Below are 15,974 nucleotides of genomic sequence, written 5' to 3'. Positions count from 1 at the left end.
ACCCCCGAGGACGCCATGAGCAGCAGCACCAGCACCCTCATCACCAACATCGCCACGCTGGTCACCAACGACCCCTCCCTCGGCTGGGGGTCCCCCCGCTCGAGCACGTTCGAGAGTGGGGGAAGTTCCCCCCTCGGTCTGGTCCGGGACGCGGCCGTCGTCGTCGAAGGCGACCGCGTCGTGTGGACCGGTTCCTCCAGGAAAGCACCCGCCACTGACAATCGGGTCGACGTCCAGGGCCGGGCGGTGCTCCCGGGCTTCGTCGACTCCCACTCCCACCTGGTCTTCGCCGGCGACCGCACCGAGGAGTTCCACGCCCGTATGTCCGGCCGCCCCTACACCGCGGGCGGCATCCGCACCACCGTCGCCGCCACCCGCGCCGCCACCGACGCGGAACTGGAGGCCAACCTCCTGCGCTACCGGCACGAGGCCCTCCGCCAGGGCACCACCACGCTGGAGACGAAGTCCGGCTACGGCCTCACCGTCGAGGACGAGGCCCGCGCCCTGCGCCTGGCCGCCCGCCACACCGAGGAAGTCACCTACCTCGGCGCGCACGTGGTCCCCCCCGAGTACGCCGACGACCCGGCCGGCTACGTGGACCTCGTCACCGGAGCGATGCTCGACGCCTGCGCGCCGCACGCCCGCTGGATCGACGTCTTCTGCGAGAAGGGCGCCTTCGACGGCGACCAGGCCCGCGCCATCCTCACCGCGGGCAGACAGCGGGGCCTGCAGCTCCGCATCCACGCCAACCAGCTCACCCACGGCCCCGGCGTCCGGCTCGCCGTCGAACTCGACGCGGCCAGCGCCGACCACTGCACCCACCTGACGGACGCGGACGTGGACGCGCTGGCGAACAGCCGCACCGTCGCCACCCTCCTGCCCGGCGCCGAGTTCTCCACCCGCGCCGAGTGGCCCGACGCCCGCCGCCTGCTCGACGCGGGCGTCACCGTGGCCCTGTCCACCGACTGCAACCCGGGGTCGTCGTTCACCTCGTCGATGCCGTTCTGCATCGCGCTCGCCGTGCGGGACATGGGCATGACGCCGGACGAGGCGGTCTGGTCGGCCACGGCCGGCGGTGCCGCGGCCCTGCGCCGCACCGACGTCGGCCGCCTCGCCCCCGGCGCCCGGGCCGACCTCCTCGTCCTGGACGCCCCCAGCCACGTCCACCTCGCCTACCGTCCGGGCGTGCCCCTGGTCACGCAAGTCTGGCAGGGCGGCGAGCGCGTCGTATAAGTCGTATAAGCGGGCGGGGGGCCGGCCGACCGGCTTCGTCACCCGGGCGTGCTCACGCCCGTCCGGCCCGCCACCGCTGCCCCGCGCCCCCGGTCAGCGGCTCCAGCGACAGCCCGTCCCCGTCCTCGTCCGGGGTCAGCGCCGTCTCGATGGCGATCGCGGGCCGGACGACCCCGTCGTCGTCCACCACGAACTGCAGGTTCACCGCGTGGTCGCCGTTCAGTGAGGAGCACTGCCAGATCCCCACGCCCTTGTCCACGTCACCGCGGCTGTCCAGGCAGAAGTCCGGGTCGGCGGAGGAGACCAGCACCCCGCGCACGGAGTCGACGCGCCAGCGCTGGGTGGGGGAGGAGGAGCAGGGCGCGGTGCGCACGTCGGTGCCGTTGTCGAAGTCACCGGCCACGTCCAGGCAGCGGCCCGTGGCGACGTTCACCACCTGGGCGGAGGTGCCGCCGGGCGGGCGCACCGGGGAGGGCGTGGGCGTGGGCGTGGGGCGCGGGCGGGCCGTGCGGCGCGGCGGGGCGGAGGTGCGCGTCGGCGACGGGGAGGCGGACGTGGGGGAGGGGGACGGCGGCCGGGACGTCGGCGGGGGCAGCGTCTCGGTGACCGTGACCGACGGGGTGCCGGGCGCGGGCGCCGCCGGGGCCGCCGCGCGCTGGTCGCGCGAGCCCCCGGTGAGCAGCAGGCACAGCACGAGCGGGACGACCACGCCCACGGCGGTCGAGGCGATCACGTAGCGCCGGGGCGGCGGCCAGGCCCGGGTGCCGCCCGCGCCGCGGCGGGCGGCGCGGCCCAGGCGGACGGCGGCCCGCGCCACTTGGCCGGGCGGTTCCGGCGCGGCGGCGGTGGTCTGCCGGGTGTAGGAGGCACCGCCCCACGGCAGCAGGCCCTCGGCGAGCGTGGTGCGCGGGTCGTCCCGCAGGGCGGACAGCTCCGCGTGGGCGGCGGTGCAGTGCGGGCAGTGCGCCATGTGCGCGTGCAGGTCGGTGCTGTGCCGGGGCGCGTCCGGCCGTACCGCCTCCTCGATCAGCCGGCGGAAGTCGCCGCAGCGCGGGTCGTCGGAGGCGGCGAGCCGGATCCGCAGGCAGGCCTGGGCCAGTGCCTGCAGCGCCGGCTCGGTGCCGAAGAGGACATCCGCGCGGGTCAGGCCGAGGAAGGTGGCCGTGCGCTCCTCCGGCTCCCGGTCCACCACGCCGTACCAGATCAGGCCCTGGTCCCGGGTGGGCAGGGACTCGAACGCGGCGAGCAGCGGCGGGACGGGGCCGGCCGGGCCGGCCGCGTTCAGCACCAGCAGCAGCGCCGGATCCAGGCCGCCGGCCGTCCGCGGGTCCTTCGCCCACGCCGCGGCCAGCCGCACCGTGAGCAGCAGCAGGTCCAGCCGGACGGGCACCCGCGGCTCGGTGCCGCGCGCGGCGCGGCGGGCGGCCATGGTGAACACCTGCGCCGCCAGCTGCCGTGCCGTCGCCTCGCTCGTCGCGCATGTGCGGGCCAGCGCCAGCACCGCGGACCGGTGCCTTAACCGCAGTTCCCGCAGCGCCGGATAGACGGTGGGCGTGCGGGCGCGCAGCAGTTCGATCAGGCGCACGTCGGGTGCTTCCGCGTGCATGCCGCTGCCGCGTCCGGTGCCGACACCGTTGTCGGACCCCTCGGCGTGAGCCATGTTCCCCCTTGCCTCCTCCTGAGGTGCCGTCTCCGTTGACGCCGTTCGCCGCTTCCTGACAGACCGGCGGGAGGAGGGACCATGGTGGGGGAAAGTGGCCGGTGAGAAAAGAGTTTCTACCGGTAACCCCGAGACGGTTGAGAAAGAAACGGCCGGGGGCGGCCCGGAAGAACACCGGGCCGCCCCCGCCGGTCCGGAGAAACCGGCAGGAACGGGACGGGGATCACTCCTCGACCGTCAGCCCCTTGCGCAGCCGGATCAGCGTCCGCGACAGCAGACGGGAGACGTGCATCTGGGAGATGCCGAGCTCCTCGCCGATCTCCGACTGGGTCATGCCCGCCACGAAACGCAGGGAGAGGATCCTGCGGTCGCGCGGCGACAGGCCGGCGATGAGCGGCTTGAGCGACTCGATGTACTCGATGCCTTCCAGACCGTGGTCCTCGTAGCCGATGCGGTCGGCGAGCGCGCCCTCGGAGTCGTCCTCGTCGGGCTGCGCGTCCAGGGAGCTGGCGGTGTAGGCGTTGGCCGCCGCCATGCCCTCGACGACCTCGTCGCCGGTGATGCCCAGGCGCTCGGCCAGCTCCGCGACGGTCGGGGCGCGGTCCAGCTGCTGCGCCAGTTCGTCACCGGCCTTGGCCAGGTCCAGGCGCAGCTCCTGCAGCCGGCGCGGGACGCGCACCGACCAGGAGGTGTCGCGGAAGAAGCGCTTGATCTCCCCGATGATGGTGGGCATCGCGAAGGTGGGGAACTCCACACCGCGGGAGAGTTCGAAGCGGTCGATCGCCTTGATCAGGCCGATGGTGCCGACCTGGACGATGTCCTCCATGGGCTCGCTGCGGGAGCGGAAGCGGGAGGCCGCGAACTTGACGAGGGCGAGATTGAGTTCGACGAGGGTGTTGCGGACGTAGGAGTACTCGTGGGTGCCCTCCTCGAGTACCTCCAGCCGCTGGAAGAGGGTCTTGGAAAGGGCCCGCGCGTCGTCGGGGGCCACTTCGTCGTACGGGGGGATCTCCGGGAGGCCGGCGAGGATGCCGTCCTCGGCAAGGTCCCGCTCGGCGCCTGTGTCGTCTGCGTCCTGCAGCTCGTCCTGCAGCTCGAAGGGATCCGGACGGTGCGGAAAGGGTGTCGACGCTTCCCGGCGGGTATCCCTCTGGGTATGCGATGCGTCGAGCCGGGATGACATGATGTCCTCCATCGTTCTCGGCATATGGCTGCCGAAGCCAGTGCGTGCACTGCGGTGTGCGGCGCCTCCAAAGCCGGCCGTGTCGGGTACGGGTCCCTACTAGCCCTACCCGCTTCCCTGAGCCGGTGGCAAGTGCGCTCTGGGCGCCTATGCCCGTTTCCTGGGGGATGTTCGGCTGTCGGAGCGCGAACGGAAGGCGTAGTGTTCGAGGGCGTCAGTCAGCAGCCACGACCTCGGGAGAGAGACGGCATGGACCGCGGGACGGTCGGCAGCGCACAGTCGGGCCGGCTTCTGGTGGAGGTGCGGCAAGAGGGATCCAGTGTCGTCGTGACCCCGGCGGGTGAGCTGGACCACCACACCGCCGACCTGTTGCGCGAACCACTGGACGACTGCCTCGCCAAGGGGCAGGCGCGGCTCGTCGTGGACTGCTCGCGTCTGGAGTTCTGCGACTCCACCGGGCTGAACGTACTGCTCGGAGCGCGCCTGAAGGCCGAGTCCCTGGGGGGCGGAGTGACCCTGGTGGGCATGCAGCCGGTGGTGGCGCGGGTGTTCGAGATCACGGGGGCGGAAGCCGTCTTCACCGTCCACGACACCCTTGAGGACGCCCTGGCCGACGAGACCGGATGAGTCCCGGTGAGTCCTGGCGAGTCCCGGTGCCGCCCCGGTGCGAGGCGCCCGCCCGGCGGCGCGCGACGCTCCCGGCGCCCACGGCCTCGTACGGCTTCCCCGGCGTACGGCTTCCCCGGCTCTCCGGGGCTTTCGGGGGTTTCGGGGGTTTCGGGGGTTTCGCTCTGCGGTTTCCGGGGCTTTTGCGGCGCCCACGGCCCGCGGGTTCCCGCCGGTCCCGGGGTGCCGTTCCGGCCATACGGATGTATGGATGCACGGGGGCGCAATCCGGGGGTGTTCCCCCCGAACGGTCGGGCAGGAGACATGCTGAGCATGTCGGCCCGACCGGCGGCAGGGACACCGCCCCTCGGCGCACCGACGGTGTTCCTGACAGTGACGTTCGATCGTGAACTGGTGAATCGGTGAGGTGAAGCGCTGATGAGCACCACCCGGCCCTACTCGCCGGGCGACCGCCGCCCGGAGCCCAGCGGCGCTTCCAGGGCGTCCGGGGCGGGCGCGGCGGCGGCCGGGACGCCCGACGGCGGAGTGCCCGGCGCAGGGACCTCCGGGCAGCCCGGCGCGGCCCCGGTGCCCGCGGCGGGCGCCGCCCTGGCCGCGGCGCCGGGTGCGACCGCGCCCAAGGAGACCGCGGAAGTGCCGGGCGGCACCGGGGGCACGCCGGAGGAGACCGCCGGCGGGGCGGCGCGCGGTGCCGGGGCGACGCGCGGTGCCGGGACGCCGGACGTGACGGTGGAAGGCGGCGCGGCACGACCGGCCGGTGCGCCGCGTGAAAGTGGTCGCAGTGGTGGTGCGGAGCGCCCGGAAGGCGGCTCCGGGGGGGAGGCCGCGGTGCCGGAAGGGCGAGGGCGTCAGGTGCGCCGGCTCAGCTTCGACGACGAGAGCGGGGTCGTTCCCCTCGCCCGTGACTTCACCCGCCAGGCGCTCTACGACTGGGGCTGGCTGCCCGCGGCCGGCGCGGACCAGCGGGCGGCCGCCGAGGACGTCCTGCTCGTCGTCTCCGAACTCGTCACCAACGCCTGCCTGCACGCCGGCGGCCCGGACGCGCTGGGGCTCACCTGCGACAACAAGGTCATCCGCATCGAGGTGACCGACCGCGGCACCGGCCAGCCCGCCCCGCGCACCCCGCACCGCGCCGGGCGGCCCGGCGGCCACGGCATGTTCATCGTGCAGCGGCTGTGCCTGGACTGGGGCGTGGTCCGCACCCCCGGCGTCACCGGCAAGACGGTGTGGGCGGAACTGGGCGCACCCGCGTAACGGCCGACCACGCCGCTTCCTCGCGCCGGCCGCGCTGTTTCCTCGCGCCGGCCGCGCTGTTTCCTCGGGCCGGCCGCGCTGTTTCCTCGGGCCGGCCGCGCTGTTTCCTCGGGCCGGCCGCGCCGCTTCCCCGGACCGGCTGCCGCGCCGACCGCGCTGCCACCACGCGTCCACCGCGCTGCCACCCCGTGCCCACCGTGCCGCTTCCACGCGCTCACCGCGCCCCGCCGCACCGGTAACGCTCCGGCGCACGCCACGCTTTCCTTTCCCGCCGGTTTTTCCCCGCCTGCCTTCCTCGCCGGGTTTCCTCACCGGTCTTCCCATCTGTCTCCCATCGGGTTCCGGCCTTCCCGCCGGTTCCCTCCGGTCGTTCCGCCGGTTCTCCCGCCCTCCGGGTCGTCCCGGTCGTCCCGGTCATCCCGTCGACTCTCCCGCCGGGGTCTCCCGCCGGGGCCCGGCCGTACCCCCACGGCCCGTCCCGGCCGTACCTCCACGGTCCCGTCCGGCGCGCCGCCGGAGGCGAGGTGACCGGGCCCGTACGCCGAAGGGCCGCCGCACCCCGGGGTGCGGCGGCCCTTGGCGCGGACGTACGAGGACGTCGGCGCACGTCGGCGCACGTGGTGCGGATCAGTGCACGTCGCCCATGAGCTCCTTCACCTTGCGCCGGTACAGCCACACCGCGCCGCCCGCGACGACGGCGAGGACGGCCTCGAGGGCGACGATGCCCGTCTTGTTGAGGTCGACGCCGGCGATGGAGAGCAGGCCGGTGGTGGCGTCACCGGCGGTGACGGCGAGGAACCAGACGCCCATCATCTGGGAGGCGTACTTGGCGGGCGCCATCTTGGTGGTGACGGACAGGCCGACCGGGGAGAGCGTCAGCTCGCCGACGGTCTGCACGAAGTAGATCGCCACCAGCCACAGCGCGGCCGCCTTGTGCCCGCCGTCGGCGATGGACAGCGGCGCGAGGAAGAGGAAGAAGGACACGCCGATCAGCAGCAGGCCCAGCGCGAACTTCACCGCGGTGCTCGGCTCCTTGCCGCGCCGCGCCAGCGCCACCCACAGCCAGGCGAAGACCGGGGCCAGCGCCATGATCATGACCGGGTTGACGGACTGGTACCAGGAGACCGGGAACTCCCAGCCGAGGACGCTGTTGTCGGCCGACTTCTCGGCGAACAGCGACACGGTCGAGCCGCCCTGGTCGTAGATCATCCAGAACGCGGCCGCGGCCACGAAGAACCAGATGTACGCCGTCATCTTGGCCTGCTCGGCGCCGTTGAGCTCCTTGTCCCGCTTGATGCGGGCGATGACCAGCACGGGGATGACCAGGCCGGCCACGGTGATCGGGACCAGCACCCAGTTCAGGGTGTAGACGCCGGAGAAGGCGACGATCGTGTAGAAGACCGCGGCGACGGCCGCCCACAGCGCGGACTTGCGCAGCACCGCCGTCTTCTCCGCGGCGGACAGCGGGGTCGGCACGACGTCCGAGCGGGAGCTCAGGTGGCGGGTGCCGAGCAGGAACTGGCCGAGGCCCAGGGCCATGCCCAGCGCGGCGAGCGCGAAGCCCAGGTGCCAGTTGTAGTTCTCGCCGACGGTGCCGATGACCAGCGGAGCGGCGAAGGCGCCCAGGTTGATGCCGATGTAGAACAGCGTGAAGCCGCCGTCCCGGCGCGGGTCCTGCGGGCCGTCGTAGAGGTGGCCGACCATCGTGGAGATGTTGGCCTTCAGCAGGCCGGAGCCGATGGCGACGAGGCCGAGGCCGGCGAAGAAGGTGCCGGCGGTGGGCAGGGCCAGCGTCAGGTGGCCGAGCATGATGACCGTGCCCGCCACGGCGACCGTCCGGCGGGGACCGAGGACACGGTCGGCGAACCAGCCGCCCGGCAGGGTGAGCAGGTACACCAGGGACAGGTACACCGAGTAGATGGCGGTCGCGGCGGTGCCGCTCATGTGCAGGCCGCCCGGTGCCACCAGGTACAGCGGGAGGAGAGCCTTCATGCCGTAGTAGGAGAAGCGCTCCCACATCTCGGTCATGAAGAGAGTGGCCAAGCCGCGGGGGTGGCCGAAGAAGGTCTTTCCGGAACCGGGAGTGTCCGGCCGGACCGAGTCCTTCGTCAGGCTGGTCGCCATGGTCGTTCCTTGCTGGTCGGGACGCGCGGCGGGGTGGGTCGCGCGCCCGGTGGGGGGAGGTCGGCCGGGCATCCGTCTCCGCGCGTCGCTGGGCGAGGGCGCCGACCGCCACGGGGCATTCCATTCGAGGGCTGGGAGAGAACCAGCCCGCACACAAAAGGGACCTTCGGCGTCGAACGGCCGCCAAAGGTCCGCGCGGTGCTCACAAGTTTTTATTCACCATAGGGCAGGATACGGGTGGGTTTGGAAGCAATTGAGACGCGGATCACAAGGTAAGAAGGAGCCGCGGCGAAGCTTTCCATGGTCAACACCAGGATGACATCTCCGGTGCCCTGGTACTGACCGGGCCTGCGGGGACAGCCGGGCGAGCCCGCAGGGAGCCGCGGACCGAGCCTGCGGGGAGCCGCAGACCGGGCCTGCGGGGAGCCCCGCTAGCCAAGCCCCGCGGGAGCCGCCGGCCGGGCCCGCGGGGGCGTGCGCGCCGGGTGGCGCGAAGGTAAGAATCACCCACCCGCATCACACCTCGGCATTCGTCCGCGGCGGACTACCATCACCTCATGACCCGTGTACTGCTCGCCGAGGACGATGCGTCCATCTCGGAACCGCTGGCCCGCGCCCTGCGCCGGGAGGGGTACGAGGTCGAGGTGCGTGAGGACGGACCCGCCGCGCTCGACGCCGGGATGCAGGGCGGCGTCGACCTGGTCGTGCTGGACCTCGGCCTGCCCGGCATGGACGGCCTGGAGGTCGCCCGGCGGCTGCGTGCCGACGGGCACACCGTTCCGATCCTGATCCTCACGGCGCGGGCCGACGAGGTCGACACCGTGGTCGGCCTGGACGCGGGTGCCGACGACTACGTCACCAAGCCCTTCCGGCTCGCCGAACTGCTCGCCCGCGTCCGGGCCCTGCTGCGGCGCGGCGCCGCCGAACCGCAGCAGCCGCCCGCCACGCACGGCGTGCGCATCGACGTCGAGTCGCACCGCGCGTGGATGGGCGACGAGGAACTGCAGCTCACGGCCAAGGAGTTCGACCTGCTGCGGGTGCTGGTGCGGGACGCCGGCCGGGTCGTCACCCGCGACCAGTTGATGCGCGAGGTCTGGGACACCACGTGGTGGTCGTCGACCAAGACCCTCGACATGCACATCTCCTGGCTGCGCAAGAAGCTCGGCGACGACGCCGCCAACCCGCGCTACATCTCCACCGTGCGCGGCGTGGGCTTCCGCTTCGAGAAGAACTGAAACCGCCCGCGGCCGGGCCACCGGACCCGCAGCCGGGCACCTGAGCGGACCGTAAGAGGGACATGCGCCGTCGACTGATCCAGTCCACGCTCGCCGTGGTGCTCGTCGTGATCGCCGTCTTCGGCGTCTCCCTCGTCATCGTGGAGAGCCGCACCATCAGCAACACCGCCCAGGAGCGGGTCACCCTGGAGGCGGCCCGGCTGGCCAGCATCGTGGACAGCCGGCTGGTGGGCGACGAGCCGGTCGACGCCCAGGTCTTCCGGGAGCAGCTCACCGAGGACCGCTACGCGGTGATCCGCATCCCCGGCGAGCGGACCGTCGCGGTCGGCGCCGAACCGGACGGCGAGGTCATCCGGGGCACCGCGCGGGGCGAGCGCGGCGAGACGGTCGTCGTCGAGGAACCGCGCTCCACGGTCACCCGCGAGGTCGGCCGTACGCTGCTGATCATCGCGCTGGTGGCGCTGCTCGCCGTGGTCGCGGCCGTGCTCCTCGCCATCCGCCAGGCCAACCGGCTCGCCTCCCCGCTGACCGACCTCGCCGAGACCGCCGAACGCCTCGGCTCCGGTGACCCGCGCCCCCGGCACAAGCGCTACGGCGTGCCGGAGCTGGACCGGGTCGCGGACGTCCTGGACTCCTCCGCCGAACGCATCGCGCGCATGCTCACCGCCGAGCGGCGCCTGGCCGCCGACGCCTCCCACCAGCTGCGCACCCCCCTGACCGCGCTGTCCATGCGCCTGGAGGAGATCACCCTCACCGAGGACCTGGACACCGTGAAGGAGGAGGCCACCATCGCGCTGACGCAGGTGGAGCGCCTCACGGACGTCGTCGAGCGGCTGCTGACCAACTCCCGCGACCCGCGCAACGGCTCCGCCGTCACCTTCGACCTCGACGACGTCATCCAGCAGCAGATCGCCGAGTGGCGCCCCGCCTACCGCAGCGCGGGCCGGGCCATCGTCAGCTCCGGCAAGCGCGGCCTGCAGGCCGTGGGCACGCCCGGCGCGGTGGCCCAGGTGCTGGCCGCGCTGATCGAGAACTCGCTGATGCACGGCGGCGGCACGGTCGCGCTGCGCACCCGCGTCACCGGCAACCAGGCCGTCGTGGAGGTGACGGACGAGGGTCCGGGCGTTCCGCCCGACCTGGGCGCGCGGATCTTCGAGCGCACGATCAGCGGCCGCAACTCCACCGGCATCGGCCTCGCCGTCGCCCGGGACCTCGCCGAGGCGGACGGCGGGCGCCTGGAACTCCTGCAGGCCAAGCCCCCGGTCTTCGGCCTGTTCCTCTCCCGCACCCCGCCCAGGCGGGCGCCGGAGGGGGAGCAGCCGACGGTCAGGTGAGCCCGACGGCCAGATGAGGCCGACGGTCAGATGAGGCCGACGGTCAGATGAGCCCGCGCGTCCGGCGGGCCGGCCGGGGTCAGCGCATCGCCCGCTGCCGGCGTCGTCCGCCCGGCTCCTTCCCGAGGAACGACTCCGCGTCCGCCACCGCCTGCCGGGCCGGCAGCGCCCGGAACACCCACGTGCGGTAGGACCAGAACCGGAACAGCGTGGCGACGCCGATGCCGAGGAACTTGAAGATGTTGCTCTGCAGCGGGCTGTCCCAGCCGAAGCCGTACGTCGCGAGGTACAGCACCCCGTTCTCGATGACCAGCCCGGCCGCGCTGAACAGCAGGAACAGGACCATCTCCCGGGTGCGCCCGCTGCGGTCGCGGTCCCGGTAGGTGAAGTAGCGGAAGCCGAGGTAGTTGAAGGCGATCGCCACGACCGTCGCGATGACGCTCGCCCGCACCACCTGCAGGTCGGTCACGTGCCGGACCAGGTTGAACACCAGCATGTTGACCAGCAGGCCGGCCCCGCCCACCGCGCCGAACTTGGCGACCTCCCGCCACAGCAGGCCGATCCGCCGGCGCAGGGCACCGCGGGGCGCCGGGGGCGCCGCATGAGGTCCCGAGGAACCACGTTCCATGGTCGTGCAGGCCCCCGTCCGTAGGGTTCGTCAACTCCGTCATGCTAACCAGCGGCCCCCGCTTGTGCCCGGGTACGACCCGAGAGGTCGGCAATAGGTCGGAAAGAGGCCGGAAAGCGGTGGGAAAGAGACCGGACGGAAGCAGGCGGGTACCAGGGCGCCGCCCCCCCGCGGGGGGCGTGATTCCGGCCGCCGTGGCCGGGTCGGACCCCTCCCGGCGGCGCTGGGTACTCTAGGAGCGTGACGTTCCCGGTAGTCGGCATGGTCGGCGGTGGCCAGCTCGCTCGTATGACGCACGAGGCGGGCATCCCGCTGGGCATCAGGTTCAAGCTCCTCAGTGACACTCCTCAGGACTCCGCGGCGCAGGTCGTGAACAACGTCGTCGTCGGCGACTACCGCGACCTGGACACGCTGCGCGCCTTCGCGCGGGGCTGCGACGTGGTCACCTTCGACCACGAGCACGTCCCCACCGAGCACCTGCGGGCGCTCCAGGCGGACGGCGTCGTGGTGCGCCCGGGCCCGGACGCGCTGGTGCACGCCCAGGACAAGGGCGTGATGCGGGCGAAGCTGGACGCGATCGGCATCCCCTGCCCGCGCCACCGCATCGTCTCCGACCCGGCCGACGTGGCCGCGTTCGCCGCCGAGGGCGAAGGCTTCCCGGTCGTGCTGAAGACCGTGCGCGGCGGCTACGACGGCAAGGGCGTGTGGGTGGTGAACTCCGCCGAGGAGGCCGCCGACCCCTTCAAGGCGGGCGTCCCCGTCCTCGCCGAGGAGAAGGTCGACTTCGTGCGGGAGCTGGCCGCCAACGTCGTGCGCTCCCCGCACGGCCAGGCCGTCGCCTACCCGGTCGTGGAGTCCCGGCAGGTCAACGGCGTCTGCGACACGGTGATCGCCCCGGCGCCGGACCTGGAGGAGCACCTCGCCCTGCAGGCGACGGAGATGGCCCTGACCATCGCCAAGGAGCTCGACGTCGTCGGCCACCTGGCCGTGGAGCTGTTCCAGACCCGCGACGGCCGCATCCTGGTCAACGAGCTGGCCATGCGCCCGCACAACTCCGGCCACTGGTCCATGGACGGCGCGGTCACCAGCCAGTTCGCCAACCACCTGCGCGCGGTCCTCGACCTGCCGCTGGGCGACCCGCGCCCGCGCGCGAAGTGGACGGTCATGGTCAACGTGCTGGGCGGGGACTTCCCCGACATGTACCCCGCGTACCTGCACTGCATGGCCCGCGACCCCCAGCTCAAGATCCACATGTACGGCAAGGACGTGAAGCCCGGCCGCAAGGTGGGCCACGTCAACACCTACGGCGACGACCTGGACGACGTGCTGGAGCGCGCCCGTCACGCTGCCGGCTATCTGAGAGGCACGATCACCGAATGAGCCCCGCCCACCCGTCGCCCGACCACGGCCCCTCATCGAGCGCCGGCGCGCGCCCCCTTCCCCTGGTGGGCATCGTCATGGGTTCGGACTCCGACTGGCCCGTCATGGAGGCCGCCGCCCAGGCGCTCGACGAGTTCGAGATCCCCTACGAGGTCGACGTCGTCTCCGCGCACCGGATGCCCCGCGAGATGATCGCGTACGGCGAGCAGGCCGCCGAGCGCGGGCTGAAGGTGATCATCGCCGGGGCCGGCGGGGCCGCCCACCTGCCCGGCATGCTGGCGTCGGTGACCCCGCTGCCGGTGATCGGTGTGCCGGTGCCGCTGAAGTACCTCGACGGCATGGACAGCCTGCTGTCCATCGTGCAGATGCCGGCCGGTGTGCCGGTCGCCACGGTCTCGGTGGCCGGGGCCCGCAACGCCGGGCTGCTGGCGGCCCGCATGCTCGCCGCGCACGACGAGGAACTGCTGGGCCGGATGCGGGAGTTCCAGCAGGAGCTGAACGACCAGGCCACCGAGAAGGGGCGGCGACTGCGGGCGAAGGTCGAAGGCGCGAACGGCGGCTTCGGCTTCGCCGGCGGGAAGTGACGATGACCTCACTGGAGCAGGCCCGGGAACTGCTGCGGGAGTTCCCGGTCGTCGACGGCCACAACGACCTGCCCTGGGCGCTGCGCGAGCAGGTGCGCTACAACCTCGACGCCCGCGACATCGCCGTACCGCAACACGCCCACCTGCACACCGACCTGCCGCGGCTGCGCGCGGGCGGGGTCGGGGCGCAGTTCTGGTCGGTGTACGTGCGCACCGACCTGCCGGACCCGGTGACGGCGACGCTGGAGCAGATCGACTGCGTACGGCGGCTCGTCGACCGCCACCCGGCCGACCTGCGGGCCGCGTTCGGCGCCGACGACCTGGAGGCGGCCCGCCGGGAGGGCCGGATCGCCTCCCTCATGGGCGCCGAGGGCGGCCACTCCATCGCCTGCTCGCTGGGCGCGCTGCGGGCGCTGTACGCGCTCGGCGTGCGCTACCTGACGCTCACCCACAACGACAACGTGCCGTGGGCGGACTCCGCGACGGACAAGCCCGGCGTGGGCGGCCTGTCCGCGTTCGGCCGCGAGGTGGTGCGGGAGATGAACCGCCTCGGCATGCTCGTCGACCTCTCGCACGTCGCGGCGACGACGATGCACGACGCGCTGGACGCCACGTCGGCGCCGGTGATCTTCTCCCACTCCTCGGCGCGCGCGGTGTGCGACCACCCCCGCAACATCCCCGACGACGTGCTGGAGCGCCTGCCCGCCAACGGGGGCGTGGCCATGGTGACGTTCGTGCCGAAGTTCGTCCTGCAGGCCGCCGTCGACTGGACGGCGGCCGCCGACGAGCACCTGCGCGCCCACGGCTTCCACCCCCTGGACACCACCCCGGAGGCGATGAAGGTCCACCGCGCCTTCGAGGAGCGCCACCCGCGCCCGGTCGCCACGGCCGCGACCGTCGCCGACCACCTCGACCACATGCGCGAGGTCGCCGGCATCGACCACCTCGGCATCGGCGGCGACTACGACGGCACGGCCTTCACCCCCGCCGGCCTCGACGACGTCTCCGGCTACCCCCACCTGCTCGCCGAGCTGCTCGACCGCGGCTGGTCCCGCGCCGACCTGGCCAAGCTGACCTGGAAGAACGCGGTCCGGGTGCTGCGCGCCGCGGAGGACATGGCCCGCGACCTTCAGTCCACGCGCGCACCGTCCACCGCGACCATCGAGGAACTGGACGGCCGCTGATCCTCCAGGGCTGGGTAGTCGGTGTAGCCGGTCGCCCCGCCCACGTACATGAAGTACCGGTCGCGCACCGGGTTCAGCGGCGCGCCCACCCCGGGCAGGCGTCGGGCGCGCCGGTCCGGACGGCCTCAGCCGTGCTCGATCCGGCAGAGGCAGAACGGGTGGCCCGCCGGGTCGGCGTAGACCCGGAAGTCCTTCGTCTCGGCGTCCTCCAGGTCCAGCGGCCGCGCGCCCAGCGCCAGCACCCGCTCGTGCGCCGCGTCCATCTCCTCCCACGTCGACCCGGCGTCGAAGTCGAGGTGGAACTGCTGCCCGTTGCGGTCGGCGCGCGGCCACTCCGGCGGGGTGTGGCCGGGCGCCCGCTGGAAGGTCAGCCGCGGCCCGCCGGGGAGGTGCAGGACGACCCAGTCGTCGTCCTCGGCCTGCGGGGTGCCGCCGCCGACCTCGGCGTAGAAGGCGGCCAGTGCCCGCGGGTCGGGGCAGTCGACGACCACGTTGCGCAGACGGGCCACGGGTGCCATGGGAAACCTCCGGTCGGTCAGCAGGCGCACAGGCAGAACGGGTGCCCCGCCGGGTCCGCGTACACACGGAAGCTGCGCGAGCGGTCCTCGGCGTCCAGCGGCCGGGCACCGAGCGCCAGGACGCCCTGCTCCGCCGCGTCCAGGTCGTCGACGGTCAGGTCCAGGTGGAACTGCTGCGAGTGGTCGGCCGCCGGCCACCGCGGCGGCACGTACCCGGGGGCCGCCTGGAAGGCCAGCGATGGGCCGCCCGGCACCTTCAGGTCCACCCAGCCGGCGTCCTTGGGGTCCTCCTCCACCGTGCCGCCCAGCACCTCGGCGTAGAACCCGGCGAGCGCACGGGGGTCGGGACAGTCCAGGACGACGACACCGAGCCTGGCGAGAGCCATGACGTTCCTCCTCCTCGAGGGGGTGGTTACCCGTAAGGGCGGGCAACCGGTAACCGTTACCGCATGCTCCCGCATCACCGGTAACACCGCAAGGGGACGTGCGCGGTACCGTCGCTGCCATGAGTGAGCAAGCGCCCGCGCCCGGGGGTCTGGCCCTGGTCGAGTCCCTCGTGAACACGCTGGACATCGAGGCGGGCGCCGACGCGCTGGACACGGCCGAGGGCCGGGCGCGCCTCGGCGTCACGGAGGCGGAGCTGCCGCAGGCGCGGGAGCTGCGCGAGTCGCTGCGCGCGGCCCTGCTGGCGCACGCCGGCCACCCGCCGCACCGCGCGGTGACCCCGCTCGGCGAGCTGCTGGCCCGCGCGCCGCTGTACGTCGCCGTCGACCCGGCGGACGGCACGGCACGCCTCGCCGCGGTCGACGACGGACCGCTGCTCGCCCGGGTCGCGCTGGCCGTCGCCGAGGCGGCCGGACGGGGCACCTGGACCCGGCTGAAGGCGTGCGAGGCGCCGGCCTGCCACTGGGCGTACTACGACCGCAGCCCGGCCGGCCGCCGCCGCTGGTGCTCGATGTCGGTGTGCGGGGCGCGCGCGAAGATGCGCCGCTACCGCGCCAAACAGCCGTAACGGAACGGATGCTGACGA

General features: G+C 73.2%; 15 protein-coding genes and 2 pseudogenes. 10 read left to right on the top strand and 7 right to left on the bottom strand.

What is annotated here, in order from left to right; all coding sequences use genetic code 11:
* The first annotated feature begins 15 nt into the window (after window positions 1-15).
* Window positions 16-1,233, top strand: a complete 1,218-nt coding sequence (gene hutI / locus IE225_RS20490) for an imidazolonepropionase (RefSeq protein ID WP_190059037.1) — start codon at window positions 16-18, stop codon at window positions 1,231-1,233.
* Window positions 1,234-1,285: 52 nt separating this feature from the next.
* On the opposite strand, the gene IE225_RS20485 is transcribed toward hutI, so the two are convergent.
* Window positions 1,286-2,893 (bottom strand): RICIN domain-containing protein, encoded by a 1,608-nt coding sequence (locus IE225_RS20485; RefSeq protein ID WP_190059036.1) that lies wholly within the window; start codon window positions 2,891-2,893, stop codon window positions 1,286-1,288.
* A gap of 223 nt (window positions 2,894-3,116) precedes the next feature.
* Window positions 3,117-4,088, bottom strand: a complete 972-nt coding sequence (locus tag IE225_RS20480) for an RNA polymerase sigma factor SigF (RefSeq protein ID WP_190059035.1) — start codon at window positions 4,086-4,088, stop codon at window positions 3,117-3,119.
* Window positions 4,089-4,325: 237 nt separating this feature from the next.
* Here IE225_RS20480 and IE225_RS20475 point away from each other — a divergent pair, with 237 nt between their 5' ends.
* From IE225_RS20475 to IE225_RS20470, 3 genes and pseudogenes are all read left to right on the top strand, one after another.
* Window positions 4,326-4,703, top strand: coding sequence for an STAS domain-containing protein (locus IE225_RS20475; protein ID WP_190059034.1), 378 nt, complete (start codon window positions 4,326-4,328; stop codon window positions 4,701-4,703).
* Window positions 4,704-5,120: 417 nt separating this feature from the next.
* Window positions 5,121-5,234: pseudogene (locus IE225_RS34245) on the top strand (ATP-binding protein); the annotation flags it as partial.
* Between the two features lie 192 nt (window positions 5,235-5,426).
* Window positions 5,427-5,957 carry an ATP-binding protein gene (locus IE225_RS20470; protein WP_190059119.1) on the top strand — a complete coding sequence of 177 codons (531 nt, stop codon included), beginning with the start codon at window positions 5,427-5,429 and terminating at the stop codon, window positions 5,955-5,957.
* Between the two features lie 627 nt (window positions 5,958-6,584).
* Here the strand turns inward: IE225_RS20470 and IE225_RS20465 are convergent.
* On the bottom strand, window positions 6,585-8,081 hold the full coding sequence (locus IE225_RS20465) for an oligopeptide:H+ symporter (protein WP_190059033.1): 1,497 nt from the start codon (window positions 8,079-8,081) through the stop codon (window positions 6,585-6,587).
* Between the two features lie 557 nt (window positions 8,082-8,638).
* Here IE225_RS20465 and IE225_RS20460 point away from each other — a divergent pair.
* Together IE225_RS20460 and IE225_RS20455 are read left to right on the top strand one after the other, a co-directional pair.
* A complete protein-coding gene (locus IE225_RS20460; RefSeq protein ID WP_190059032.1) occupies window positions 8,639-9,316 on the top strand; it encodes a response regulator transcription factor in 678 nt (225 codons plus the stop codon).
* A 62-nt stretch (window positions 9,317-9,378) separates the two neighbouring features.
* The gene (locus IE225_RS20455) at window positions 9,379-10,650 is read left to right on the top strand and encodes a sensor histidine kinase (protein ID WP_190059031.1); all 1,272 of its coding nucleotides are present in this window, start codon (window positions 9,379-9,381) and stop codon (window positions 10,648-10,650) included.
* A 79-nt stretch (window positions 10,651-10,729) separates the two neighbouring features.
* On the opposite strand, the gene IE225_RS20450 is transcribed toward IE225_RS20455, so the two are convergent.
* Window positions 10,730-11,278, bottom strand: a complete 549-nt coding sequence (locus IE225_RS20450; protein ID WP_190059030.1) for a GtrA family protein — start codon at window positions 11,276-11,278, stop codon at window positions 10,730-10,732.
* A gap of 240 nt (window positions 11,279-11,518) precedes the next feature.
* Here IE225_RS20450 and IE225_RS20445 point away from each other — a divergent pair, with 240 nt between their 5' ends.
* The 3 genes from IE225_RS20445 (at window position 11,519) to IE225_RS20435 (ending at window position 14,426) form a co-directional block, all read left to right on the top strand.
* Window positions 11,519-12,658 (top strand): 5-(carboxyamino)imidazole ribonucleotide synthase, encoded by a 1,140-nt coding sequence (locus tag IE225_RS20445; RefSeq protein ID WP_190059029.1) that lies wholly within the window; start codon window positions 11,519-11,521, stop codon window positions 12,656-12,658.
* Window positions 12,659-12,735: 77 nt separating this feature from the next.
* The gene (gene purE, locus IE225_RS20440; RefSeq protein ID WP_190059118.1) at window positions 12,736-13,242 is read left to right on the top strand and encodes a 5-(carboxyamino)imidazole ribonucleotide mutase; all 507 of its coding nucleotides are present in this window, start codon (window positions 12,736-12,738) and stop codon (window positions 13,240-13,242) included.
* A gap of 2 nt (window positions 13,243-13,244) precedes the next feature.
* Window positions 13,245-14,426, top strand: a complete 1,182-nt coding sequence (locus tag IE225_RS20435; protein ID WP_190059028.1) for a dipeptidase — start codon at window positions 13,245-13,247, stop codon at window positions 14,424-14,426.
* On the opposite strand, the pseudogene IE225_RS33330 reads toward IE225_RS20435, so the two are convergent.
* The 3 genes and pseudogenes from IE225_RS33330 to IE225_RS20425 form a co-directional block, all read right to left on the bottom strand.
* Window positions 14,372-14,512, bottom strand: a pseudogene (locus IE225_RS33330) (alkene reductase); the annotation flags it as partial. The gene IE225_RS20435 and the pseudogene IE225_RS33330 overlap by 55 nt on opposite strands.
* Before the next feature lie 39 nt (window positions 14,513-14,551).
* Window positions 14,552-14,944 (bottom strand): VOC family protein, encoded by a 393-nt coding sequence (locus IE225_RS20430; protein WP_190059027.1) that lies wholly within the window; start codon window positions 14,942-14,944, stop codon window positions 14,552-14,554.
* 17 nt (window positions 14,945-14,961) lie between these two features.
* On the bottom strand, window positions 14,962-15,330 hold the full coding sequence (locus IE225_RS20425; protein WP_190059026.1) for a VOC family protein: 369 nt from the start codon (window positions 15,328-15,330) through the stop codon (window positions 14,962-14,964).
* Between the two features lie 119 nt (window positions 15,331-15,449).
* Between IE225_RS20425 and IE225_RS20420 the strand changes: the two genes are divergently transcribed.
* Window positions 15,450-15,956, top strand: coding sequence for a CGNR zinc finger domain-containing protein (locus IE225_RS20420; RefSeq protein ID WP_190059025.1), 507 nt, complete (start codon window positions 15,450-15,452; stop codon window positions 15,954-15,956).
* Window positions 15,957-15,974: the final 18 nt, after the last annotated feature.

The sequence above is a fragment of the Streptomyces echinoruber genome (assembly GCF_014651135.1).
Taxonomy (GTDB): Bacteria; Actinomycetota; Actinomycetes; order Streptomycetales; family Streptomycetaceae; genus Streptomyces; species Streptomyces echinoruber.
This window is presented reverse-complemented; position numbering and strand designations above follow the sequence as displayed.